Origin of the sequence: Arthrobacter sp. B2I5 (assembly GCF_030816735.1) — a bacterium.
Classification (GTDB): Bacteria; Actinomycetota; Actinomycetes; order Actinomycetales; family Micrococcaceae; genus Arthrobacter.
Genome location: NZ_JAUSYF010000001.1, coordinates 259,542 through 284,176, shown reverse-complemented (window position 1 = coordinate 284,176; position 24,635 = coordinate 259,542). Strand labels below are relative to the sequence as shown.

The window sequence follows — 24,635 nt, the reverse complement described above, 5'->3', positions numbered from 1 at the left end:
GGAGCACCCCATGAGCAAGATGCGTACCGTTGATGCAGCGGTGGCCATCCTGGAAAAGGAAGGCGCCATCGAGGCGTTCGGCCTGCCAGGCGCCGCCATCAACCCCTTCTATTCCGCAATGCGTGCCCACGGCGGCATCCGCCACACCCTGGCCCGCCACGTTGAAGGCGCCAGCCACATGGCCGACGGCTTCAGCCGCGCCAAGGACGGCAACATCGGCGTCTGCATCGGCACCTCCGGCCCCGCCGGCACGGACATGATCACCGGCCTCTACGCCGCCTGGGCAGACTCCATCCCCATGCTCTGCATCACCGGCCAGGCCCCCGTGGCCAAGCTGCACAAGGAAGACTTCCAGGCCGTGGACATCGAGTCCATCGCCAAGCCCGTCACCAAGATGGCCATGACCATCCTGGAGCCCGGCCAGGTACCCGGCGCCTTCCAGAAGGCCTTCCAGCTGATGCGCTCCGGCCGCCCGGGACCGGTCCTGCTGGACCTGCCCATCGACGTGCAGCTGGCCGAGATCGAGTTCGACATCGACACCTACGAGCCCCTGCCCGTCGAAAAGCCCAAGGCCTCCCGCAAGCAGCTGGAAAAGGCCCTGGATATGCTCCTCGCCGCCAAGCACCCGCTGATCGTTGCCGGCGGCGGCATCATCAACGCCGGCGCCTCCGCCCAGCTGGTGGAACTGGCCGAGACCCTGAACGTTCCCGTCATCCCCACCCTGATGGGCTGGGGCACCATCCCGGACGACCACCAGCTCATGGCCGGCATGGTGGGCCTGCAGACCTCGCACCGCTACGGCAACGAGAACTACCTGCAGAGCGACTTCGTGATCGGCATCGGCAACCGCTGGGCCAACCGCCACACCGGCGGCCTGGAAACCTACACGGCCGGCCGGAAGTTCGTGCACATCGACATCGAGCCCACGCAGATCGGCCGCGTGTTCTCGCCGGACCTGGGCATCGCGTCCGACGCCGGTGCGGCGCTGGCCGGGCTGGTCGAGCTCGCCAAAGAGCGCAAGGCGGCAGGGTCCCTGCCGGACTACAGCGCCTGGGTTGCCGAGTGCCAGGAGCGCAAGGCCTCCCTGCACCGCAAGACGCACTTCGAGAACATCCCCATCAAGCCGCAGCGCGTGTACGAGGAGATGAACAAGTCCTTCGGCCGCGACACCACGTACGTGTCCACCATCGGCCTGTCCCAGATCGCCGGCGCGCAGATGCTGCACGTCTTCGGCCCGCGCAAGTGGATCAACGCCGGCCAGGCAGGCCCGCTGGGCTGGACGGCCCCGGCAGCCCTCGGCGTGGTGCGCGCCAACCCGGAGCAGACGGTGGTGGCTCTCTCCGGCGACTACGACTTCCAGTTCATGATCGAGGAACTGGCCGTGGGCGCGCAGTTCAACCTGCCGTACATCCACGTGGTGGTGAACAACTCCTACCTGGGCCTGATCCGCCAGTCCCAGCGCGGCTTCAACATGGAGCAGAACGTGTCCCTGGCGTTCGAAAACGTCAACAGCGCGGACTTGTCCGAAAACGCCCGCGGCTACGGCGTGGACCACCTGAAGGTGGCCGAGGGCCTGGGCTGCAAGGCCGTGCGCGTGGAGGACCCCAACGACCTCGCCGCCGCGTTCGACAAGGCCAAGGCGCTCATGGGCGAGTTCCAGGTTCCCGTGGTGGTGGAAGTGATCCTGGAAAAGGTCACCAACATCTCCATGGGCGTGGAGATCAACGCCGTGAACGAGTTCGAGGAACTGGCGGAGACCGCAGCCGACGCCCCCACCGCCATCCTGGCCCTGCAGGCATAACCATGCGCGTGGTTATCGCCCCGGACAAGTTCAAGGGATCGCTGTCCGCCCCGGAGGTCTGCAGCCACCTGGAAAAGGGCCTGCAGCGCGGTGCCGGCGGGAACCTTGAGGTGGTCCGGATTCCGGTGGCCGACGGCGGCGAGGGCACCCTTGACGCCGCCGTCGGCTCCGGCTTCACCCGCCGGAGCGCAACGGTCACCGGTCCCACCGGCCAGCCCGTGGAAGCGGACTTCGCCGTCCGGGGACATGAAGCCGTCATCGAGATGGCCACGGCGTCCGGGCTCGCGTTGGTGCCAGGCGTGCAAAACGGTGGCCGGCCGGATTCGGCAGCCGCCACCAACGCCACCAGCCTCGGGACCGGCCAGCTCATCCGCGCCGCATTGGACGCCGGCTGCCGCCGGATCATCCTCGGCGTGGGCGGCAGTGCCAACACCGACGGCGGCGCCGGGCTCCTGCAGGGGCTCGGCGCCAGGTTCCTGGACAGCAGGAACAATGAACTGCCACCGGGCGGGGCTGCGCTGGCAAACCTGCACAGCATCGATTTCACCGATTTCGAGCCCCGGCTGGTGGACACCCGCTTTGTGCTGGCATCCGACGTCGACAACCCGCTGCTGGGCGCCCAGGGCGCTGCTGCGGTTTTCGGTCCGCAAAAGGGAGCCACACAACAAGACGTCGGCATGCTCGACGCCGCCCTGGCCAGGTTTGTCGAAGTCCTCGCCAGGGAAATCGGATTCCGCGCCGTCAAGGCTGCCGAGGCTCCCGGAGCCGGGGCAGCCGGCGGCGTGGGCTACGCCGCCATCGCTGTCCTGGCCGCAACGCGGCGGCCGGGCATCGACGTCGTCCTTGAATTCACCGGGCTGGCGGACCGCCTCGCCGGCGCCGACCTGGTGATCACCGGCGAAGGCAGCCTGGACGAGCAAAGCCTGCTGGGCAAGACCCCCATGGGTGTTGCCCGCGCCGCCGCTGCCCAGGGCGTTCCCGTCATCGCCGTCTGCGGCCGGACCACCCTGGACCCCGCCGAGGCGGCTGCCGCCGGATTCGAGGACATCCACGCTTTGACGGCGCTGGAAAGCGATGTAAACAGGTGCATAGCAGAGGCAGGACCGCTGCTGGAGCAGCTGGGCACCCAGATCAGTGCGGGACTCGCGGCCAACAGGCCCGCCACCGCAAGTACCAAGGAGGACCTCCGTGTCTGAAGAACGTTTTGACCTGGTCATCCGGGGCCAGCGCATCCTCACCACCGCCGGCATCGCACCCCGTGAAGTGGGCGTCCGGAACGGCAGGATCGTGGCCATCGAACCGCTGGGCAACGGCCTGGCCGGTGCCGAAGTCATTGAACTCGCCGACGACGAAACCCTGCTGCCCGGCCTGGTGGATACCCATGTCCACGTCAACGAGCCCGGCCGCACCGAGTGGGAAGGCTTCGCCTCCGCCACCCGCGCCGCGGCAGCCGGCGGCGTGACCACCATCATCGACATGCCGCTGAACTCCGTCCCGCCCACCACCACCGTGGAAAACCTGAAGCTCAAGCGCGAGGTGGCCGAGGACCAGGCCTTCATCGACGTCGGATTCTGGGGCGGCGCCATCCCCGGCAACAAAGCGGACCTGCGCCCCCTGCATGACGAGGGCGTATTCGGCTTCAAGTGCTTCCTCCTGCACTCCGGCGTGGACGAGTTCCCGCACCTGGATGCCGACGAGATGGAGGAGGACATGGCCGAGCTGAAGTCCTTCGATTCGCTCATGATCGTCCATGCGGAGGACTCGCACGCCATTGACCGCGCCCCGCACCCCGGGGGTGACCACTACCAGACCTTCCTGGCCTCCCGCCCCCGCGGCGCCGAGAACAAGGCGATCGCCGAGGTCATCGAACGGGCCCGCTGGACCGGTGCGCGTGCGCACATCCTGCACCTCTCGTCGTCGGACGCACTGCCCATGATCGCTTCCGCAAAGCGCGACGGCGTGAAGCTCACCGTTGAAACCTGCCCGCACTACCTCACGCTGATGGCCGAGGAAATCCCGGACGGCGCCACCGCCTACAAGTGCTGCCCGCCCATCCGCGAGGCCTCCAACCGGGAACTGCTGTGGCAGGGCCTGCAGGACGGCACCATCGACTGCATCGTCTCGGACCACTCCCCCTCCACGCTGGACCTGAAGGACCTGGAAAACGGCGACTTCGCCGTGGCCTGGGGCGGAGTCTCCTCGCTGCAGCTGGGCCTGTCCCTGATCTGGACCGAAGCCCGGCACCGCGGGATCCCGCTGGAGCTGGTGGTGTCCTGGATGGCCGAGAAGCCCGCCAGCCTGGCCCGCCTCACCAACAAGGGGCAGCTGGCGCTAGGCTACGACGCGGACTTCGCCGTTTTCGCGCCGGACGAGGCGTTCGTGGTGGACGTGTCAAAGCTCAAACACAAGAACCCGATCACCCCGTACGACGGCAAAGCGCTGTCCGGTGTGGTGCGCAAGACCTTCCTCCGCGGTGCCGCAGTGGACGGCCAGACCCCAACGGGCAGGCTGATCCGCCGCGGCGGCGTCTAGGGACGCGCCATGGCAGTGGAAGTCCACCATCCAAGGACGGCGTACCGTCCACGGGTGGCCCCACCCAAAGCTGCCGCCCGCGGACTCGCCGTATGGGTGGTCCCGGCCGAAGGAACCAGCCCGGAAATCCTGCGCCACGCCGCCCAAATGGTCCTGGCAAGGGCCCTCGAAACTGCTCCGGAGGCGGAAGTCCACTGGCCTGCCGCCGGAGCCCCCACGTCCGCCGCGGAGGGAGCCGAAGCCGACTCCTCTCCGTCTCCTTCCGCGGCGGAGGCAGCCGGCCCGGCACTTTCAAAGGACGACGGCGGCACCCGCCTGCCGCCGTCGGCCGGCCCCGTCAGCCGGGTCGCCGTGGACCTCGCCGCGGACACCGTCCTGCTGGACGGCAGGCGCGTGGCCCTGACCGGAGTCGAATACAAGGTGCTGCGCTACCTGGTGACCCATCTGTCCCGGACGGTGGGCCGCGAGGAACTGCAGGAGTTCCTGGAATCGCTGGATTTTCCCGGCGCCACGGCACGATCCATCGACGTCTACGTGGGCAGGATCCGCAAGAAACTGGGCAACGCCCGCCATGCCGTGGCCACCGTGCGCGGCGGCGGATACCAGTTTGTGCCGGGTCCGCACGCAGCCGTCCGTGGACCGGCGGAATACTGCATATGACGCGCTGGTTTGTATCACTAAGCGGCAACCCGCTTCACTTGATGTTTGGCCATCACTGACCGAGTCTTACAAAGGAACGCCATGAGCCCCACCCTGACCACCAAGCTTCAGCCCGGCACCCCGGCTCCTGAATTCACCCTCCGGGACGCCCAGGGCCGGGAGACCTCCTTGGCCGACTTCCGCGGCAGGAACGTCATTGTCTACTTCTACCCGAAGGCCGCCACCCCCGGCTGCACCACCGAGGCCTGCGACTTCCGCGACAGTCTGGCATCCCTCCAGGGCAAGGGCTACGAGGTAGTCGGCATCTCCCCCGATGCCCAGGAAGCCCTCTCCGGATTTACCGGCGATTTCTCCCTGACCTTCCCGCTGCTCTCCGACCCCGACCACACTGTTGCCCTGGCCTACGGCGCGTGGGGCGAGAAGCTGGTCCACGGCGAAATCCATGAGGGCATTGTCCGCTCCACGGTTGTGGTGGACCCCGAAGGAAAAGTCACCCTGGCCCAGTACCAGGTGCAGGCCGACGGCCACGTTGCCCGCCTCAAGGAAGCCCTGGGCGTCTAGAACGCTCCATCACTTCGGCGCCATTTGACCGGACGCCCTGGCACTTCCTGCCGGGGCGTCCGGCGTTTAACCGGCCGCCTTCGCCTCTGCCGCCACCTGCGCATAGGAATCCGAGACGCGGCGGTAGACCGGCGTCAGGAAGGACAGCAGGGCGGCCGCGATCATGATGATGCCGCCCGCCAGGAAAACCAGGGCGATGCCCCGCGAGGTGCCCTCGCCCAGCAGCGGGGCCAGCCGGGCGGCACCGTCCGCGGACCGCGCATAGGGAATGATCCAGAACTGGGCAATGGGGGCGATCAGGAACGCCGTAACAGGTGCCGCAGCTGACTCGAACGCCATGGCGAAGCCGAAGACCCGTCCCTGCCGCTCCAACGGAACCACCCGCTGGATCACGGTCTGTTCGGCCGCCTCCACGAACGGAACCAGCACCAGGTACAGCCAGATTCCCAGGATGTAGAGCCACGCCCACTCCCGCAGCGTGAACACCGCACCGATTACGCCCATGGCCGCCACCGCAGCCAGCAGGGTCCGCAGTGGATTGGCGCCGAGCCCGAATTTGCCGATCAGGGCCCCGCCGATGATGAACCCGGTGGATCCCACCGCGAAGACGGCGCCCCACATCTCCACGGAGAACATTTCCAGCCCATACGGATCCATCAGGGCCATGTAGACGCCGCCGATGAAGTTGTTGAACGTGGAAAACAGGATCAGCGCGAACAGCCCCGAGATGGCCAGCACGGCAGCGAGCGAGCCCCGGAGGTCGAACCCGCCGTGTGCGTCGGTTGCCGCGGCCCGCACCTCCTCGGGCATCCGCAGGGTCAGCAGGTGGGCAAAGGCCCCCGCCGTGAGCACCAGGGCGGTGGCAATGGTCCAGCCCATGCCCAGCAGCCCCACTGATAATCCGGACAGCAGGGAGGTAACGATGAAAGTCAGCCCCTGCACCATCCCCACCAGCCCGTTGGCGTTGGCGCGGCGCTCCGGTTCGATGAGGATGGTCACGGTGGTGGAGAGGGCAATGTTCCGCAGGTTCTCCACCACGGCGCCTATCAGGATGACCAGGGTGAAGATCCAGAACCACGGGCCCCCCAGATCGAGCAGGGACGTGGCCGGCGTCAGCAGGAACATCACCCCTGACAGCACGAACATCACCAGCGTGAAACACGCAGCAAAGCGCATCACGGCCAGCTTGCGGTACCGGTCCACGAAGGTGCCGAAACTGATGCTGGAGAGGGCAATGAGCAGCATGTATGCGCCGCCCACCACGCCGGTGGCGATCACGTTGCGCGTCTCCAGGTACAGCCAGAACGTCAGGGCGAACCACAGGTAGCTGGTGGTGATGTTGGCCAGGGCGGTGTTGACCAGGATGCCGGTGAAGGTCCGGGAGCGTTCGGCTGGACTGCGCGGGGAGGTGCCGGCGGTATCCGGGTCCGCAGCAGCCTTGCCCGGTTCCTGCTGGGTCATGCGTCCCAGTGTAGTGAGGCGGCATATGTGCCAACAGGGTGGAAACTAGGCTGATGGGGAGGGCGTGTTCGCGCCGGCACATAAGGAAGGGACGGGCATGGACCACGGGACGGATCAGGAAACCCCGGACGACGGGACGGATCCCCGCCTCCTGCTGCTGTTGGACTCGGTCTTTGGGACAGGCCCCGACGCAACCCTGGAACTCACCGTAGTGGTTGACGGTGCCGTCATTTCGGGGTCGGTGGTGTCGGAGCATTCGTGGACCCAGCGGCAGAATGACCAGGTGCGGATCGGCAGCTGGGCCATCGCAGGGGTTCTCGACTCGTGGGAATCCGGGGAGGACGCAGCCGATATCCGCACTGGAGGCCAGCCACCGTACATCCATTTCCTGGGGCCAATCCTGCTTTCAGGAGGTGTCAGGGTGCCCCTCCAGGCAACCAGGGTTGATGTCCGCAAGGTCGCAGCCTGGAGCATTGGCCGGATGCCGGAAGACTAGGATGGCGGCATGGCCATTGAGGTGCACCCGGCGACAAACTTCGAGGACGTGAAGGCAGTGTTGGGACCCAAGCGGCCTGATGCCACGGTCTGCTGGTGCCTCAGCTACCGGATCCCTTCCAAACAGAACGTTGCCCTCCGTGCTGAACAGCGCGGGGAGCTGGTCCGGCAGCTGGTGGCCCAGGACCCACCGCCCGGAGTTTTGGCGTACGACGGCGGCGAACCAGTCGGGTGGGCAGCAATCCATCCACGGGCGGACACCAGTTTCGCCCGCAACCGAAAAATCCCGCACGGCGACGACCAGGACGCCTGGTCCGTGTGGTGCCTCCGTGTCCGTCCCGGCCACCGCGGCAAAGGTATCTCGCACCATCTCCTGGCCGGAGCCGTGGCCATGGCCCGCTCCCACGGAGCACGCACCATCGAGGGCTATCCCGTGGACAACAAGGGCAGCAAGGTTGACCTCACCATGGCCTACGTGGGCACCCGGAAACTGTTCGAGGACGCAGGCTTCACCAAGGCGGCGGACACCCAATCGGTGCTGAACGGCTTCCCGAGGGTACTCATGCGGTTGGAGTTGGCATGACCCGGGCAGTTTTTGAAGCTGTCCTCGCTGAACTGTCGGCGCTTGAGGACCCAAATGTGCGCGGGGCCAACCAGAAGCGCGGGGATGACCATGGCGTCAACCTCGCCCGGCTGCGGGAGATCGCCAGGCGTCTAAAGACCCAGCAGGACCTTGCCCTGGATCTCTGGGCTACCGGTGACACGGCCGCCCGGCTGCTGGCAGTGTTGATCTGCCGCCCGAAAGACTTTGGTCCGGACGAACTGGACACCATGCTCCGCGAGTCGCGCGCACCCAAACTGCAGGACTGGCTGGTGAACTATGTGCTCAAAAAGACTCCTCACGCCGAGGCACTGCGGCTCGCCTGGATGGCTGATCCCGACGAACGGGTGGCAAGTGCCGGGTGGGAGCTGACCGCCGACCGGGTGGCCAGGAAACCTGATGGACTGGATCTGCCGGGCCTCCTGGACACCATTGAAGCGCAGATGAAGGACGCTCCGGGCCGGCTGCAGTGGTCAATGAACACCACCCTCGCTCGAATCGGCATTGGACACGCGGATCTCCGGGTCCGGGCCCTGGACATCGGCGAGCGCCTGGGCGTCCTGAAGGACTACCCCACGCCGCCCAATTGCACGTCGCCGTACGCGCCTGCATGGATCAATGAGATGGTCGGCCGGCAGCAGGGGGCCTGACCGACAGTACTCCCAGGCAGTCCCGCAAGCAGGGCGAGGCTACTTCCGCCGCCAGTATTTGCCCCAGTCGACTTCCATGGCCCACAGCGCCAGAAGCAGCGCGTCCATGGTCATCAGCCCTGCCAAAAGGTACGCCCAACCCGCCAAAGCACCCACTGCAATCTCCTGACTATCCCCAGCCAATCGATTGCTGCTAAGTGTGGCACCTAGAGCGCCGGGACGGAATGCCCTCCACCCGCAGTTTTGAAAAGCACGCCCAACCTGTGGTGTGTCTCGGTCTCCAGTTTGAGCCGGCGGGTCAGTTTCTCCACGTGCCGCGACATCTCCTCTCCCACCGGGAGCCGGTCCCCCGGCCAGCTGGACGCTTCCCGCGATTCCGCGAGCGCGTGCCCCAGTTCCCTGGCCGCTGCCCGCACTTTGCGTGAGTGGAAGTAAAGGCGGAGCAATGCTTTGGCCTTGTCCGCACCGTTCCTTTTCATGTGTTCCATTGGCTTCCCCGCCTTCCGCAAGCCGTGCAGCCTCCGAGCGGCCGTCGTCGTACCGTCTCTTGTGGAAGCTGCTGTGTCCCTTCGAGTGTGACCGGCGTTCCTCAACGTCCCGGCAAGCAGATGCCAAGATTTCCGCAAGATCTGCTGAGTGACCATAAGGAGGGGCGGAAATGGACCCATACAACGGTGCTGTCAGCGACGTCACGAAAGCCGTGGAGCGCACGACATGCCCTGTGCGCCTTAATACTGTAGAAGTAGAGCTATGGTCTCTCCCCCTGAAATCCGCCGTGCCGTGGTCATTGAAGATGACCCGGACATCCGAGGGCTGCTGGTCCGCGTCCTGGTCAAGCAGGGCTTCGACGTCACCCAGGCCGGTGCAGGGTTGCCGGGCGTGGAGGAGGTCCGCCGCACCAAGCCGGACCTGGTGACTCTGGACCTGAACCTGCCGGACCTGGACGGGCTGGAGGTGTGCAAGCTCCTGCGGGAATTCTCTGACGCATTCATCGTGATGCTCACCGCCCGTGCGGACGAACTCGACAAGCTGACCGGCCTGGACAACGGCGCCGACGAATACATCAGCAAACCGTTCAGCCCCCGGGAACTGCAGTCGCGCATCAATGCCCTGTTCCGGCGCCGTCCTTCGGCTGCAGCCGAATCCGCAGCCCGGGGCGAGCTGGAACGCGCCACCGAAGTGCAGCAAAGCCTCCTGCCCAAGGAAGATATCCGGGTTGACGGTTACGACGTCGCCGGCCTCTTCCGCCCGTCCCGCAGCGTGGGCGGGGACTTCTACGACTGGTACCAGACGCCTGACGGGCTGCACCTTACCTTTGCCGATGCCATGGGCAAGGGCATGGGGGCAGCGCTGATCGCGGCAACAGTCCGGGCAGTGATGCGCTCCACCGGCCTGCGGCAGGACCTGGACGCCGGGTTCGCGGCCGCCAGCAAAGCGATCGCCGCGGACCTGGACTCCTCCAATTCCTTCGTCGCCCTGTTCCACGCCCGCCTTGACGCGGCCTCCGGCAAGGTGAGCTATGTCGACGCCGGGCACGGCCTTGCGCTGCACGTCCAGCCAAGCGGCCCGGCAGACCGCCTCCCCTCGGCGGGACCGCCGGTTGGCGCCTGGCCGGGAACCCAGTGGCCGCAGGCGGACCTGGAACTCGCCCCCGGCGATTCGCTGGTGGTGGTCAGCGACGGAGTGCTGGATGTTTTCGGGACCGTGGAGGACTTCGCCGACGCGGTGCAGCAGGCAACCCAGTCCGCAGGTTCGGCGCAGGAAGCCAGCACCTCCATCCTTGGCCTCGCCCCCGCCGAGACGGCCGAAGACGATGTCACGGTGGTTGTGGTCCGGCGCCTGCCCCTGGAGGCCGCGGCGTGACCCGTTTCTGGACCCGGCTGGTGGTTGTCCTCACCGTCCTGACCGGCCTGAACTACATCGCGTGGCGCTGGATGGCGTCCCTGAACTGGGATGCGTGGTGGATCGCCCTGCCCCTGGTGGTGGCGGAAACCTACAGCCTCATCGACGTCATGCTCTTCGGCATGACCGTGTGGAAACTGAAGATCCGCAAGGGCGCCCCCGCGCCGCCGCATGATGCGACCGTGGACGTCTTCATCACCACTTACAACGAAGACCTGGACATGGTCCTCACCACGGCGCTCGCTGCCCAGAGGATCCGGCACCCGCACAGCACCTGGATCCTGGACGACGGCGCCCGGCCCGAGCTCAAGGCCCTGGCCGAACAGCATGGCCTGGGCTACGTGACCCGCAGCGGGGACTGGACCAAGGACCTCCCCCGCCACGCCAAGGCCGGCAACCTGAACAACGCCCTCATGGTCACCCACGGCGAGTTCCTGCTGATCCTGGACGCGGACCAGATCCCCGAGCCGGACATCCTGGAGAAAACGCTGGGTTACTTCAACAACCGCCGGGTGGCCCTGGTCCAAACCCCCCAGTACTTCAGCAATGTCCCCGCCGATGATCCGCTCGGCAGCCAGGCGCCGCTGTTCTACGGCCCCATCCAGCAGGGCAAGGACGGCTGGAACGCCGCGTTCTTCTGCGGCTCCAACGCCATCCTGCGCCGCGAGGCCCTCATGCAGCTGGGCCTGGTGGGCTACGTCAAGGAAACCGAGAAGAGCATCCGCCGCGCCCTGGCCGCCTCCCGTGCAGCCATCAAGCAGGCCCGCAAGTCAGCGGACGTGGACTCACCCCTGGTGGCGGAGGTCCTGGACGAGGTGGAGGCAGCCACCCGCGAAGCCCAGGAGGAAGTGGACGCCGGCAGGCCCCTCGGCGAGGTCACGTACCGGGTCCGCCGCCGGGTGGATGCCGCCGTGCAGACCCTGGTCCAGGCCGACGTCGCCGCACTGCAGGCGGACCTCGAAGAGATCGCCGCCATGGAACTGGCCCACGTGGGCGAGTCCGGCGTCCCGGTGGTGGCTGACGACGCTGTCCAGCGCATGTCCGCCCGCGACTGGTCCCCGCTGGGCGCCCTGGAATCCGTCCAGGCCGTCCTGGATGCCCTGACGGTGGAGCGAAGCGACGAAGCCCAGCCGGTGATGCCGCTGGCCACCATCTCCGTCACCGAGGACATGGCCACCGCCATGCGCATGCACGCCATGGGCTGGGAGAGCGTCTACCACCACGAGATCCTGGCCTACGGCCTGGCGCCCGAGGACATCGCCACCATGCTCACCCAGCGCCTCCGCTGGGCGCAGGGCACCATCCAGGTGCTGCTCCGCGAAAACCCGCTGGTCCAGAAGGGCCTCAAGCTGGGCCAGCGCCTGATGTACTTCGCCACCATGTGGACCTACCTCAGCGGGTTCGCGGCGGTCATCTACTTCGCGGCCCCCATCATCTACCTGCTGCTGGGCATCCTGCCGGTCAGCAGCCTGAGCTGGGACTTCTTCAGCCGCTTCATCCCGTTCATGGTCGTCAACCAGCTGCTGTTCGCCGTGGCCGGCCGCGGCATCCCCACCTGGCGCGGGCAGCAGTACAGCCTGGCGCTGTTCCCCACCTGGATCAAGGCGTGCACGACGGCGGCCCGGAACGTCTGGTTCGGCCGTCCCCTGGGGTTTGCGGTCACCCCCAAGGCCCGGCAAAGCGGCGGACCCAGCTGGAGCCTCATCCGGCCCCAGATCGTGGTGTCCATCCTGCTGGCCGTCGCCGCCGTCGTCGGAATCATCCGCCTGGCCACGGGACTGGCGGAACCGCTGGGCACCCTGGTCAACGTTGTTTGGGTGGTCTTTGACCTGGTGGTCATGAGCATCCTGGTCCGCGCCGTGCTCTATAAGGGGTACGAACCGGCCGCAGAACCTGCAAACAGAGAGGAACCCTGATGGAGTTCAGTTACGAGGTCAAAGATTCGTACGCCGAGGTCAAGGCGGACGGTCGGCTCAACATGGTCTCCGCGCCCAAGCTGCGCGAATTCGTTACGGACGTCATTGCCGGTGGCTCCAACCGGATCGTGGTGAACCTGGAAAGCACCGCCTTCATGGACTCCTCCGGGCTGGGCGCACTGATCGGCTGCCTCAAGGCGGCCCGCCAGGCAGGCGGCGACCTCCGGATCGCCGCGGTGCAGCCACAGGTGAACATGGTCTTGAAGCTGACCAGCATGGACAAGGTCCTCACGGCCTACGCCACGGCCGAAGAGGCGTTCAGCAATGACTGAGGTCCTGGCCTCGCGCAGCTTCCGGGGGCCCGCTGCCGAGGACGCCATCGAGGCGGTCCACAACGACCTGGACAGCCTCTGGCTGGACGTTCCGTTCGTCAACGACATGGACCAGATGACGTTTACGACGGCGGTCATTGAGTCCGCGTCCAACATCGTCCAGCACGCGCAGCCCGCCGGTGACCGGGAAGTGGAGCTTGGGGTGGAGACCACCGTGGAGCCCGCGCTGCTGCAGGCCCGTGTCAGCGCCTACTACGCCAAGCCGCCGTTCGGCCCCATGGAGCCGGCCACGCCGGGCGACGACGCCGAGTCCGGCCGCGGCCTGGCACTGATCGAGGCGCTGGTCACCACGGTCACCTTCGAGCGCCAGGGCGCCACGAACACCTGGGTGTTGTCCAGGACGTCCTCCCAGGATTAGGACTCATCCGGCTGGCCGCTGGCGGCTGGGACTGCCGGTGACTGAAGCTGCGACGTCACCGCTTGACACCTCCCCGGGGCTGCTCTTGAATATTACGTATGCTGAAATAACAGTTCCATGATGCGGAAGCTTGTTCGTGGAGTTCCATGAACGGGCGCCGGGCTCTCCGGCATCCGCATAGCCGTCACCATGGATGCCAGCATGACCATCGAGGAAGACGCCAGCATGAAGCTTGCCGAATTCAACGCCGCCGGTTCCGCTGCGGCCCAGGCCACCCTCCGGCCCTGCATCGACGTCAGCCGCTGGGTGGAGGCGGTGGCGGCAGCACGGCCGTTCACCAGCCGTGACCAGCTGCTGGAGTTCGCCGCCCAGGCAGCAAATCCCTTCACTCCCGCAGAGGTTGAAGCCGCCATGGCCCACCATCCCAGGATCGGGGAACGTCCGACGGCGGCCAGCACCGAGGCGTCCATGTCACGTTCCGAGCAGGCCGGGGTGGACCCTGCGGATGCTGCGGCAGCCGAGGCCCTGGCCCGGGGGAACCGCGAGTATGAGGAGAAGTTCGGCCGGGTCTTCCTGATCCGGGCCGCCGGCCGCACCGCCCCGGAGATCCTGCAGGCCCTGAACCAGCGGCTCACCAACTCCCCCGGCGAAGAAGACACCATCGTGGCCCAGCAGCTGCGCGAGATCGCCGTACTGCGGCTTGAAGGACTGATCAGCGAATGAGCGTTTCCCACGTCACCACCCACATCCTTGACACCGGTGCCGGGCGCCCGGCGGCGGGGGTCGCCGTCGTCCTCTTGAAGAACGACGGCGGCACCTGGCGCGAGCTGGCGGCGTCCAGCACGGATGCGGACGGCCGGGCGAAGGACCTGGGGCCGGAGCAGCTGGAACCCGGGCACTACAAGCTGAACTTCGCCACGGGCAAGTACTACGCCGGACTGGGGACGGCAACGTTCTTCCCGGAGGTGGACCTGGTCTTCGAAGTCACCGGCCCCGAGCATTACCACGTGCCCCTGCTCCTGAGCCCGTTCGCCTACTCCACCTACCGCGGCAGCTAAGCGCCAACTCGCGGGCCTCAGCATCAAGCGCCTTAACCCAATGTCAAGGCCGTCACAGTTCCCGGCATAGGATCAGGAAGTATGGCTTCGAAGAGAGATCCTGAATCCGATATCGATGCCGACGGAGGCCAGTCCGGCGGGGTGCAGTCCGTGGAGCGCGCCCTGACGGTCCTGGAAATCCTGGCACGGGAGGGGCATGCCGGGGTGAGCGAGATCGCCGAGGAGATGGGGATCCATAAATCCACCGTGTCGCGGCTGATGGGGTCGCTGGTGAGCCGGGAGATGGTCCACCAAAACACGGAGCGCGGAAAGTACCAGCTCGGATTTGGCATCCTGCGCCTGGCCAGCTCCATTCCCGGGCGGCTCAGCCTGGTCCACGAGGCACGGCCCGTCCTGGAAAGCCTGGCGGAGGAATTCAAGGAAACGGTCAACCTTGCCGTCCTGCGCTCCAACTACGCGGTGAATGTGGACCAGGCCATGGGCCCCTCCACGCTGGCCACCTACGACTGGGTGGGAAGCCTGACGCCGCTGCATGCCACGTCCAGCGGAAAGGTCCTCCTGGCCGCCCTGGATGCCGGCGAAAGGGACCGCATCTTGAAGGAGACCGGGCTGGGGGCACGCACTTCCCGGACCATCACCAGCCGCAAGGAACTCGACGCACAACTGCTGGAGGTAGCCGCCAAGGGGTACGCCGTGGTGCGCGAGGAGTTCGAGATCGGCCTCAATGCAGTTGCGGTGCCCGTCTACAACCATCAGGGTGAGGTTCTTGGCGCCCTCAGCATCTCAGGCCCGGCCTTCCGCTTCGAGCCGGAGCAGACTCCGGGCCTGCTGGAGAAGCTCAAGGAAGCCGGATTCAAGGTCAGTGCCAACATGGGCTACAGGCACCGCTGAGGACGCACGCCGGCAGCGCTCAAAGATCCTCGTCGAGCCGGCTGGTGAGGATCCGGTTGGCGTTGACCTGCAGGATGTCGAGCGACTCCTGGATCAGGGGTGAGGCGATGCTGCCCCTGCGCACCGCGGCCACAATGCGGCGCGTGGGTTTTCCCTTCCCGGTGATGCGCAGCCGAACCACGTTTTCGGCACCGTGCAACGGCGCCAGCCGGGGCAATAGCCCGACGCCCAGCCCCGCACCCACGAATGCGATGTGGGTTTCCCATTCAACGGCCTCATGGGCAATCCGCGGTGTCACCCCAACTGCCGTGAACGCCGCGGTGAAGAGTGAATGGTAAGTGGAACCGGCGGCCTCCGTGATCCATGGTTCCGACGCCAGCTCTTCAAGCGTCGCTGTTCCCCGTGATGCCAGTGGATGGTCACCGGGAATGATCACGTCCAGCGGATCATCGAGCAGAACTTTCTGCTCGAAGCGCGGGTCATCCTCGCCATAACTGCCGGACTGCATTGCAACAATGACTGCTAGGTCGATTCGTTCCGCAACCAACAAGTCGAAGCAGCGGGCCGGATCAGCCTCCAGAACCTGTACCTCCAGCAGGGGGCGTGTTGAGCGCAGCGTGGCGGCCAGCGGCGCCAACAAGTGGGCGGCCGCAGAGGAGAATCCACCGAGGCCGAAGTGGGACTGCACCTGGTCGCCGGCCTCCATGGCTGCGGCGCGCAGGCTCTCCCACTCGGCAATAAGGGGATCCGTGCCGGCCACGAGAAAACGTCCTGTGGCGGTAAGCCGCAAGCCCCGGCCGTCTTTCGTCAGCAGCTGCATTCCAAGCACGCGCTGGAGCTCCCGCAATTGAGCGGAGACGGCGGAGGCAGAGTAGCCGGTAAGTTCCGCGGTGGCGCCGATAGTGCCACAGCGGGCAAACACCCGAAGAGTGATGAGCCGCGGATCGATCATGCACCTATTCTGCATGGTTATCTTCAAAATCTCGCGCTTTTGTTGCACCTCCTGTGACCCTAATCTCATGACTACAAGTACTTTGACCCTGCCGCCAGCACCCGTGGTCAACACGCAACACCCACTACCCATGCCTCCCGGGAGGAAGCCCATGACTGCTTCAGTGAACGTCCCCCTCAATTCACGCGGAAAACTCGCTGCCTCATTGCCTGCCGAGCAGCTGGCAGAGATCACCGCCCTGTTTGAGTTCCGGCGCACCGGCTACTCCCTCGATGCCCCCTTCTACACCGATCGCTCGATCTTCAACCTCGACATGGAGGCGATCTTCGGCCGGCACTGGATCTTTGCCGCCAGCACCGCCGAACTGCCGGAGCCGGGCGACTACGTCACCGTTGACTACGGGCCCTACTCCCTGATTGTGCTGCGGAACGACGACGGCGGCGTGAACGTCCTGCACAACGTGTGCCGCCACCGCGGCGCCCGCGTTCTCACCGAAGCTGCCGGGTCAACCGGAAACCTTGTCTGCGGCTACCACTCCTGGACCTATTCCCCGGAGGGCAACCTGATCCATGCCTCCGCGCCGGGGGAAACGAAGTTCGACAAGAGCTGCTTTGGCCTCAAGCGCGCCCACGGCCGCGAGGTCGCCGGCCTGATCTTCGTCTGCATTGCGGATGAACCGCCGGCAGACTTCGACGAAACCGCAAAGATCTTCGAGCCCTACCTGGCGCCCCACGATCTCTCGAAGACAAAGATCGCCTACCAGCAGAACATCATCGAAGAGGGCAACTGGAAGCTCGTCATGGAGAACAACCGTGAGTGCTACCACTGCGACGGCCACCCTGAGCTCGCCTGCTCCCTCTTCCCGACCTGGGGCCTGACGGAAGGCCTGATCCCGGCGCACCTTGAGGAGGTGTGGGACCGTAACAAGCAAGCCGAGGCCTCGCTCGAGGAGCGTTGCCGCCGCTACGGCCTTCCCTACGAGGTGGTGGAGCAGCTGGACACGCGCATCGCGGGAATCCGCATTTCACGGGAACCCCTCGATGGCGAGGGTGAATCCTTCTCCGCTGACGGGCGGAGGCTTTCCAAGAAGCTGCTCGGTGACTTGCCCGACTTCCGCCTTGGCCGCTGCTCAATGCACCTGCAGCCCAACAGCTGGTTCCATTTCCTCGGCGACCACGTCATCACGTTCGGTGTTTTCCCCATCAACGAACACCAGAGCCTGGTACGCACCACGTGGCTGGTGGCTGACGACGCCGTGGAAGGCGTCGACTACGACCTGGAGAAGCTCACCTACACCTGGAAGCAGACGAACCTGCAGGACAAGGCGTTCGTGGAGCTGTGCCAGCAGGGTGCCGGCAGCCCCGCCTATGAGCCCGGTCCCTACATGAAGAGCGAATACCAGGTGGAGGCGTTCATCAACTGGTACGTGCAGCGCGTGCAGGAGCACTTGGCATGATTGAACTCCTCACCGAAACGGCAATCCAGGAACCACAGCGAATCCGCGGTCTGGAGATGCCGTGGAACAGGGTGATGGGAAGCCCGGAGACACCCGCCCGGGCAGCCCGCGCATTGGGGCCATGGCACCCCCAGGAGTTCATGGCCGAATGCGTCGAGACCGTTCCCGAGGCCGGCGCCATGATGACCTTCGTGTTCCGCCGCTGCGACGGTGCACCCCTGGCATTCCGTGCGGGCCAGTACGTGAACGTTGCATTTCCGGTCAATGGCGAGGACCAGGAGCCGGTAGACCGCAGCTACTCGCTGTCCAGCTCACCCACCCAGCCGTGGACCTTCAGCATCACCGTCAAGTGCGACCCCACAGGACTGGTCTCGCCCTGGGTGCACGAGAACGTCAGACCCGGCACCATCCTTGAGATGCTGGGACCGGTAGGAGCCTTCCACCTGCCCGACGCGGACCGGCGGGCACGGTATCTCCTGCTTGCTGCCGGCGCAGGCATCACTCCGGTCATGTCCATGGTCCGGACCATCCACTCACTGCCCGGGCACGCCGATGTGGTGGTGCTCTACCACGGCTCGGATGCCGGCGGCTTTGCCTTCCACCGGGAACTGGCCTATATCGCCTCCGTGGACTCTCGCTTCAAGGTCCACTACTCCCTGGGCGACCGCAGCGTACCGGAGCGGTGGGAAGGGCTTAGAGGAAGGCTGACGGCGGCCATGCTCGAGGAGGTGGCCCCCGATGCCAACGGCCGCCAGGTATACGCCTGTGGTCCCGAGGGCTACCTGAACACCGCCACCGAGCTCCTCCAAAAGGTCGGCGTCGATGACACTTCCATTTACATGGAGTTCTTCTCGGGAGACCGCCAGACGCTCCTTGAATACCAGGCGGAGGTGGCGCTGGCAACGGACATTGCAGAGGAAATCGCCGAGGAAATCGCTGATTCCGCCGAGGACTACTTTGAAGGCCAGCCCGCAGCGTTCGGGCTCTACGAGCCCGGCTACGACGCCGACGGGACTCTGGAGGCCTCGGGGCTGCCGCTGGAAATCAGTGGCCCGGAAGCACCCGGCTCCGACCCCGCCGTCGACAGCCCGGGCATGGAGCCGGAAGCCGGTTCCCCGGATGCCTCAAGCTTCGACACCGTGGGAACAGGCAGCCTCACCATGTCCTTCATGCGTACCGGCATCAATGTCCGGATCGACCCCACCCAGCACATCCTCGAGGTGGCCCAGCGTGCGGGCGTCAGGATTGGCGCGAACTGCAAGGAAGGCATGTGCGGCTCCTGCAAGGTCGTCAAGCTTTCAGGGGAGGTCGAAATGAACCACCAGGGCGGGATCCGGGCGCGGGAAATCTCTGCAGGCAAGTTCCTGCCCTGCTGCTCCACGGCCCAGACGGACTTGGTGATAGACGCCTAGCACTTGTTCAACCCAGGAAGACCCATCTTCCGCCCGGCTCGGGGACGCCGGAGTACAACCTCAGCCCATGAATTCAAACCAAAGGACTTGACATGGCTTTGAACAGCGACATCCGCCCGGATGCCCAACCCCACCTTGAGCTGGAGGAGCCCAACCCCGTTTCCGCAACGGAGAACCCTCCTTCCTCCCACGAACCACATGACGTGGAGGACACCCAGCAGATCATGCAGGAACTCCGCCAGACCAAGGCCGAACACGCTGTGGCACAACGGCGGAACCGTAAACTCACCCTCGACAAGGCCACCTTTGGCATCACAGGCGTCCTGGCACTGGCCTTCGTGGCCTGGGGCTTCCTGGGCCGGGACAGCCTGGCCGCCACGTCAACAGCCGCCCTCGGCTGGGTGATGGAATACACCGGCTGGCTCTTTATGGTCCTGGCCTCGCTGTTCGTTGTTTTCGTCCTCTGGCTGGCCTTAGGCAAGTGGGGCAACATTCCCCTCGGCAAAGACGGTGAGAAGCCCGAGTTCCGGACCGTGTCATGGATTGCCATGATGTTTGCGGCCGGCATGGGCATCGGCCTCATGTTCTACGGTGTGGCCGAGCCGCTCTACCACTACATCTCCCCGCCGCCGGGAACGGTGGACGGCCGGACGCCGGCAGCCATCCAGACAGCCATGGCAACCTCCATTTTCCACTGGACCCTGCACCCCTGGGCCATGTACGCCGTCGTGGGAATCGCCATGGCCTACGGCACCTACCGCCTGGGCCGCCGGCAGCTGATCTCCGCTGCGTTTACCTCACTCTTCGGGCTCCGGGCCGTGGAAGGACCCGCCGGGAAGTTCATCAACATCCTGGCCATCTTCGCCACCCTCTTCGGCACCGCCGCATCCCTGGGCCTCGGCGCCCTCCAGATCGGCAGCGGCCTGACCTCGAACGGCTGGGTCGGGGAAATCGGCACGCCGGTCCTGGTGGCCATCGTTGCCATCCTGACGGCGTGCTTTGTGGCTTCGGCCGTTTCCGGCATCAGCAAGGGCATCCAATGGCTGTCCAACATCAACATGGTGCTGGCCGTGGTCCTGGCGCTCATCGTCTTCATTGCCGGGCCCACCCTGTTCATCCTCAACCTCATCCCTGCCGCCGTGGGTGACTACGCGAGGGACCTCGCGGAAATGTCCTCCCGCACCGAGGCGGTAGGTGATGAAGCCCTGCGCAAATGGATGTCCGGCTGGACCATCTTCTACTGGGCCTGGTGGGTCTCCTGGACACCTTTCGTGGGTATGTTCATCGCCCGCATCAGCAGGGGCCGCACCATCCGCCAGTTCGTCACGGGCGTCCTGCTGGTTCCCAGCATTGTCAGCGTCATCTGGTTCGGCATCTTTGGCGGCACGGCCTTCCACATCCAGCAGGAAGCGGACAAGGCGGGAACGCCGGGAATGGTGACCACCACCAACGGGGTCCCGAGCATCGACTTCGACGGGGCACTGTTCGACCTGGTGAAGAACATGTCCATGCCCGCCTGGCTGACCGCGGCCGTCATCGTCCTGGCCATGGTGCTGGTGGCCATCTTCTTCATCACCGGAGCCGACTCGGCGTCGATCATCATGGCCTCCCTGAGCTCCAACGGCGCCGCCGATCCCAAGCGCGGCCTGGTCATCTTCTGGGGGCTCCTCACCGGCGCCGTGGCAGCGGTCATGCTGCTGGCCGGCGGCGACGAGCCTTCGGAAGCGCTCTCCGGCCTCCAGCGCATCACCATCGTGGCGGCCCTGCCGTTCGTGCTGGTCATGCTGCTGCTGTGCTTCGCACTGGTCAAGGACCTGCGCCGCGATCCGCTCTCCCTGCGGCGCCGCCTGGCCGACTCCGTGGTGGAGCGTGCCATCCGCACAGGTGTGGACCAGCACGGCGGCGCCCAGTTCGACCTCGTTACCAAACATCAATGTGATCAGCGCTGTCCCGACGACGGCCGCTGCGCGGCTCCCTCCGCTGACACCCAAGCCCACGCAAAGAACCAGGAGTAGACCATGACCACAGTCCTTGAGGGCCGCCCCACCGCTAACGTGACGGCGGAAGCAGGCGCCATCGCCGGCGTCCGCAGCACCGACACGGCACAGTACGTCCTTACGCTTGCGTGCCCGGAGCGCCCCGGAATCGTCCGGGCCATCACCGCATTCCTCGCTGACCGCGGCTTCGACATCGTTGAACACCAGCAGTTTGATGACCACATGAGCGGCAAGCTCTACCTGCGCACGGCCTTCACCCCGGGAGACAAGGAAGTTTCCCCGGAAGGCCTCAGCGCTGAATTCGCCGCCGTTGCCGACGAATTCGGCATGGAGTTCACCATCCACGACGGCCGCCCGCAGCGCGTGCTGGTTATGGTTTCAAAGTTCGGCCACTGCCTCAACGACCTGATCTTCCGCTGGCGCGCCGGCAGCCTGGGTGCGGAGATCGCCGTCGTGGTGTCCAACCACGAGGACCTCCGTCCCATGGCGGAAGCCGCCGGCCTGCCGTTCATCCACGTCCCCGTCACCGCGGACACCAAGCCGCAGGCCGAGGCGCGCCTGCTGGAACTGGTGGAGGAGTACCAGGCAGACCTGGTGGTCCTGGCCCGCTACATGCAGGTACTCTCGGACGGCCTCAGCAAGACCCTCCGCGGCCGCGCCATCAACATCCACCATTCCTTCCTGCCGGGTTTCAAGGGCGCCAAGCCTTACCACCAGGCCTATGACCGCGGCGTGAAGCTGATCGGAGCCACCGCGCACTACGTCACCGCGGACCTGGACGAGGGCCCGATCATCGAACAGGAAGTGTTCCGCGTGGACCACAGCCTGGACCCGAACGCCCTGGTCACGGTAGGCAGGGACGCCGAATCCCAGGCGCTGTCGCGCGCAGTCAAGTGGCACTGCCAGCACCGGGTCCTGCTCAACAACACCCGCACCGTCGTCTTCCGCTAACGCCAACGCCCGCCAAGCAAAACAGGAGAAACAACACCCATGAGCGCATCACCACGCGTTGTCATTATCGGCGCCGGCATTGTCGGAACCAACCTTGCCGACGAACTCACCGCCCGCGGCTGGACCAACATCACGGTGGTGGAACAGGGCCCGCTGGAACTCGCCGGCGGCTCCACGTCGCACGCGCCGGGCCTGGTATTCCAGAACAACCAGTCACGGACCATGACCGAATTCGCCACCTACACGGTGAACAAGCTTCTGGCCCTGAGCAAGGACGGCCAGTCCTGCTTCAACCAGGTGGGCGGCCTGGAGCTGGCCACCACCCCCGAACGACTGGCCGATCTCCACCGCAAGATGGGCGTGATGACCTCCTGGGGCGTCGAAAGCCGGATCGTCGACGCCGACGAATGCGAAAAGATCTACCCCCTCCTGAACACCGGCAAGCTCACCGGCGGCCGCGAAGTCCTGGGCGGCCTGCTCATCCCCACCGACGGCCTGGCCCTGGCCGCCCGTGCGGTGCAGCTGCTGATCGAGCGCTCCACCGAGGCCGGCGTGACCTACCTCGGCTCCACCACCGTCACCGGGATCGCACAGGAGGGCGGCAAGGTGACCGGCGTCGAAACGGACAACGGACTGATCCCGGCAGACATCGTGGTGTCATGTGCGGGCTTCTGGGGCCGTGAACTCGGCAGGATGGTTGGCCTGGAAGTACCGCTGCTGCCGCTGGCCCACCAGTACGCCATCAGCACCCCGCTGCCCGAACTCCAGGGCGTCAACGAACTCCCCAATGGAGCCAGCAAGCCCATCCTGCGCTTCCAGGACAAGGACCTGTACTACCGCGAATGGGGCGACCGCATCGGTATCGGCAGCTACGCCCACCGCCCCATGCCGGTGGACATGTCCGCCCTGCCGAAGGTCTCCGCAGAGGAAATGTCGGACCACCGCATGCCCTCCCGCCTGGAGTTCACCCTGGAAGACTTCCTGCCCGCCTGGGAGGACAGCCAGGACCTGCTGCCGGCGCTCCGCAACTCGGAGATCCAGGACGGCTTCAACGGCATCTTCTCCTTCACCCCGGACGGCGGCCCGCTCATGGGCGAGGCGCCGGACCTGGAAGGCTTCTTCGTGGCCGAAGCCGTTTGGGTCACGCACTCCGCGGGTGTCGCGAAAGCCATGGCCGAGCTCCTCGTGGACGGCCGGCCGCAGACGGACCTGCACGGCTGCGAGCTCACCCGCTTCGAGAAGGTCCAGACCTCCGACGCGTACGTCAGCGAAACCTCGCAGCAGAACTTTGTGGAGATCTACGACGTGATGCACCCGCTGCAGCCCCGCGAATCCCCGCGGGACCTCCGGGTGAGCCCGTTCAACGTCCGGCAGAAGGAGCTGGGGGCGTTCTTCCTGGAGTCCGCCGGCTGGGAGCGCCCGCACTGGTTCGAGGCCAACCGCGGCCTGCTCGAAGAGCTGCCGGCCGAATGGCAGGCGCCGGAGCGCGACTCCTGGTCCGCCCTGTTCTCCTCCCCCATCTCCGCAGCCGAAGCGTGGAAGACGCGTACCGCCGTCGGACTTTACGACATGACGCCCCTGAAGCGGCTGTCCGTGGTGGGCCCGGGCGCGCAGGCTCTGCTGCACCGGCTCAGCACGGGCAACATTGCCAAGAAGCCCGGTGCCGTGACGTACTGCCTGCTGCTGGAGCACGACGGCGGCATCCGCAGTGACGTGACCGTCGCCCGTCTGGCGGAGGAGGACTTCCAGCTGGGCGTCAACAGCAACGTGGACTTTGACTACCTCCGGGTGGAGGCCCGGAAGCAGTCCGCCGCCGATCCCTCCCAGTGGGTGCATGTCACAGACATCACCGGCAGCACCTGCTGCATCGGCCTATGGGGGCCGCTGGCCCGCGAAGTGATCGGCAAGGTCAGCTCCGACGACCTGACCAACGACGGCCTGAAGTACTTCCGCACCAAGGAAATCTCGGTTGGCGGCATCCCCGTCACGGCCATGCGCCTGTCCTACGTGGGTGAGCTCGGCTGGGAGCTCTACACCACCGCGGAGTACGGGCTCAAGCTGTGGGACCTGCTGTTCGAGGCAGGCCAGGAGCACGGCATCATTGCCGCCGGCCGCGGAGCGTTCAACAGCATGCGCCTTGAGAAGGGCTACCGGCTGTGGGGCACGGACATGACGTCCGAGCACCACCCGTACCAGGCCGGTCTGGGCTTCTCGGTGGCCAAGGACAAGACCGGGTTCGTGGGGGCGGAAGCCCTGGCGGCCCTGCGGGAACAGCCCGCCGCCAAGACGCTGCGCTGCCTGACGGTCGACGACGGAACGTCCATGGTGCTGGGCAAGGAACCGGTGTACGTGGCCGGGGAAGCCGTGGGCTACGTGACCAGCGCGGCGTACGGCTACACAGTGCGCAAGCCGATCGCCTACGCCTGGCTGCCCTCTTCGGTGTCTGAAGGCGACAGCGTGGAGATCGAGTACTTCGGCAACCGCATCGCTGCCACTGTCACCGCCGAACCGCTGTTCGATCCGGGCATGGAGCGCATCCGCGGCTGAGCCGCACCATTAGGGGTGGTTGGGCCTGCTTGAGACCGGCAG

At 66.0% G+C, this 24,635-nt stretch carries 23 protein-coding genes; 20 read left to right on the top strand and 3 right to left on the bottom strand.

From position 1 onward, the window contains the following. Positions 1–10: 10 nt before the first annotated feature. The 5 genes from gcl to bcp all read left to right on the top strand — a co-directional run bounded on the left by gcl (position 11) and on the right by bcp (position 5,554). Positions 11–1,801, top strand: coding sequence for a glyoxylate carboligase (gcl, locus tag QFZ60_RS01280; RefSeq protein WP_307087443.1), 1,791 nt, complete (start codon positions 11–13; stop codon positions 1,799–1,801). A gap of 2 nt (positions 1,802–1,803) precedes the next feature. After that, positions 1,804–2,997, top strand: coding sequence for a glycerate kinase (locus tag QFZ60_RS01275; protein WP_307087442.1), 1,194 nt, complete (start codon positions 1,804–1,806; stop codon positions 2,995–2,997). After that, on the top strand, positions 2,990–4,333 hold the full coding sequence (allB, locus tag QFZ60_RS01270) for an allantoinase AllB (protein ID WP_307087440.1): 1,344 nt from the start codon (positions 2,990–2,992) through the stop codon (positions 4,331–4,333). Before QFZ60_RS01275 ends, allB begins: the two co-directional genes overlap by 8 nt. 9 nt (positions 4,334–4,342) lie before the next feature. Beyond that, positions 4,343–4,993: a winged helix-turn-helix domain-containing protein gene (locus QFZ60_RS01265; protein ID WP_307087437.1), complete on the top strand. Its 651-nt coding sequence runs from the start codon at positions 4,343–4,345 to the stop codon at positions 4,991–4,993. An 81-nt stretch (positions 4,994–5,074) separates the two neighbouring features. After that, positions 5,075–5,554 (top strand): thioredoxin-dependent thiol peroxidase, encoded by a 480-nt coding sequence (gene bcp, locus QFZ60_RS01260; protein WP_142117891.1) that lies wholly within the window; start codon positions 5,075–5,077, stop codon positions 5,552–5,554. A gap of 66 nt (positions 5,555–5,620) precedes the next feature. On the opposite strand, the gene QFZ60_RS01255 is transcribed toward bcp, so the two are convergent. Next, positions 5,621–7,015, bottom strand: a complete 1,395-nt coding sequence (locus QFZ60_RS01255; RefSeq protein WP_307087435.1) for an MFS transporter — start codon at positions 7,013–7,015, stop codon at positions 5,621–5,623. A 97-nt stretch (positions 7,016–7,112) separates the two neighbouring features. On the opposite strand from QFZ60_RS01255, the gene QFZ60_RS01250 reads away from it, so the two are divergent. From QFZ60_RS01250 to QFZ60_RS01240, 3 genes are read left to right on the top strand one after another with little or no spacing between them, the layout of a single operon-like run. Further along, positions 7,113–7,511 carry a hypothetical protein gene (locus QFZ60_RS01250; protein WP_307087433.1) on the top strand — a complete coding sequence of 133 codons (399 nt, stop codon included), beginning with the start codon at positions 7,113–7,115 and terminating at the stop codon, positions 7,509–7,511. Positions 7,512–7,520: 9 nt separating this feature from the next. Beyond that, on the top strand, positions 7,521–8,093 hold the full coding sequence (locus tag QFZ60_RS01245; RefSeq protein WP_307087431.1) for a GNAT family N-acetyltransferase: 573 nt from the start codon (positions 7,521–7,523) through the stop codon (positions 8,091–8,093). Further along, positions 8,090–8,761, top strand: a complete 672-nt coding sequence (locus QFZ60_RS01240) for a DNA alkylation repair protein (protein ID WP_307087430.1) — start codon at positions 8,090–8,092, stop codon at positions 8,759–8,761. The genes QFZ60_RS01245 and QFZ60_RS01240 overlap by 4 nt, the downstream gene beginning before the upstream one ends. A 206-nt stretch (positions 8,762–8,967) precedes the next feature. On the opposite strand, the gene QFZ60_RS01235 is transcribed toward QFZ60_RS01240, so the two are convergent. Further along, entirely contained in the window at positions 8,968–9,249 is a 282-nt protein-coding gene (locus tag QFZ60_RS01235; protein WP_307087428.1) for a hypothetical protein, read from the bottom strand. Between the two features lie 262 nt (positions 9,250–9,511). Here QFZ60_RS01235 and QFZ60_RS01230 point away from each other — a divergent pair, with 262 nt between their 5' ends. From QFZ60_RS01230 to QFZ60_RS01200, 7 genes are all read left to right on the top strand, one after another. Then, entirely contained in the window at positions 9,512–10,624 is a 1,113-nt protein-coding gene (locus QFZ60_RS01230; protein WP_307087425.1) for a PP2C family protein-serine/threonine phosphatase, read from the top strand. Further along, entirely contained in the window at positions 10,621–12,579 is a 1,959-nt protein-coding gene (locus QFZ60_RS01225; protein ID WP_307087424.1) for a glycosyltransferase family 2 protein, read from the top strand. The genes QFZ60_RS01230 and QFZ60_RS01225 overlap by 4 nt, the downstream gene beginning before the upstream one ends. Then, on the top strand, positions 12,579–12,911 hold the full coding sequence (locus tag QFZ60_RS01220) for an STAS domain-containing protein (protein WP_142117907.1): 333 nt from the start codon (positions 12,579–12,581) through the stop codon (positions 12,909–12,911). The genes QFZ60_RS01225 and QFZ60_RS01220 overlap by 1 nt, the downstream gene beginning before the upstream one ends. After that, on the top strand, positions 12,904–13,329 hold the full coding sequence (locus QFZ60_RS01215) for an ATP-binding protein (RefSeq protein ID WP_307087421.1): 426 nt from the start codon (positions 12,904–12,906) through the stop codon (positions 13,327–13,329). Before QFZ60_RS01220 ends, QFZ60_RS01215 begins: the two co-directional genes overlap by 8 nt. A gap of 225 nt (positions 13,330–13,554) precedes the next feature. Next, positions 13,555–14,052, top strand: a complete 498-nt coding sequence (gene uraD / locus QFZ60_RS01210) for a 2-oxo-4-hydroxy-4-carboxy-5-ureidoimidazoline decarboxylase (protein WP_307093165.1) — start codon at positions 13,555–13,557, stop codon at positions 14,050–14,052. Then, entirely contained in the window at positions 14,049–14,387 is a 339-nt protein-coding gene (uraH, locus tag QFZ60_RS01205) for a hydroxyisourate hydrolase (RefSeq protein ID WP_307087419.1), read from the top strand. The genes uraD and uraH overlap by 4 nt, the downstream gene beginning before the upstream one ends. A gap of 81 nt (positions 14,388–14,468) precedes the next feature. Then, positions 14,469–15,278, top strand: a complete 810-nt coding sequence (locus QFZ60_RS01200; RefSeq protein WP_307087417.1) for an IclR family transcriptional regulator — start codon at positions 14,469–14,471, stop codon at positions 15,276–15,278. A 19-nt stretch (positions 15,279–15,297) separates the two neighbouring features. Here QFZ60_RS01200 and QFZ60_RS01195 read toward each other — a convergent pair whose 3' ends face one another. Further along, positions 15,298–16,230 (bottom strand): LysR family transcriptional regulator, encoded by a 933-nt coding sequence (locus QFZ60_RS01195; protein WP_307087414.1) that lies wholly within the window; start codon positions 16,228–16,230, stop codon positions 15,298–15,300. A gap of 151 nt (positions 16,231–16,381) precedes the next feature. Between QFZ60_RS01195 and QFZ60_RS01190 the strand changes: the two genes are divergently transcribed. The 5 genes from QFZ60_RS01190 to QFZ60_RS01170 all read left to right on the top strand — a co-directional run bounded on the left by QFZ60_RS01190 (position 16,382) and on the right by QFZ60_RS01170 (position 24,593). Continuing rightward, positions 16,382–17,686 (top strand): aromatic ring-hydroxylating dioxygenase subunit alpha, encoded by a 1,305-nt coding sequence (locus QFZ60_RS01190; RefSeq protein ID WP_307087412.1) that lies wholly within the window; start codon positions 16,382–16,384, stop codon positions 17,684–17,686. Then, on the top strand, positions 17,683–19,098 hold the full coding sequence (locus QFZ60_RS01185) for a ferredoxin reductase (RefSeq protein ID WP_307087410.1): 1,416 nt from the start codon (positions 17,683–17,685) through the stop codon (positions 19,096–19,098). The genes QFZ60_RS01190 and QFZ60_RS01185 overlap by 4 nt, the downstream gene beginning before the upstream one ends. A gap of 92 nt (positions 19,099–19,190) precedes the next feature. Continuing rightward, positions 19,191–21,113, top strand: coding sequence for a BCCT family transporter (locus QFZ60_RS01180; protein ID WP_307087408.1), 1,923 nt, complete (start codon positions 19,191–19,193; stop codon positions 21,111–21,113). 3 nt (positions 21,114–21,116) lie between these two features. Further along, positions 21,117–22,046, top strand: coding sequence for a formyltetrahydrofolate deformylase (gene purU / locus QFZ60_RS01175; protein WP_307087407.1), 930 nt, complete (start codon positions 21,117–21,119; stop codon positions 22,044–22,046). Positions 22,047–22,085: 39 nt separating this feature from the next. Beyond that, entirely contained in the window at positions 22,086–24,593 is a 2,508-nt protein-coding gene (locus QFZ60_RS01170) for an FAD-dependent oxidoreductase (protein WP_307087405.1), read from the top strand. The last annotated feature ends 42 nt before the right edge of the window (positions 24,594–24,635 follow it).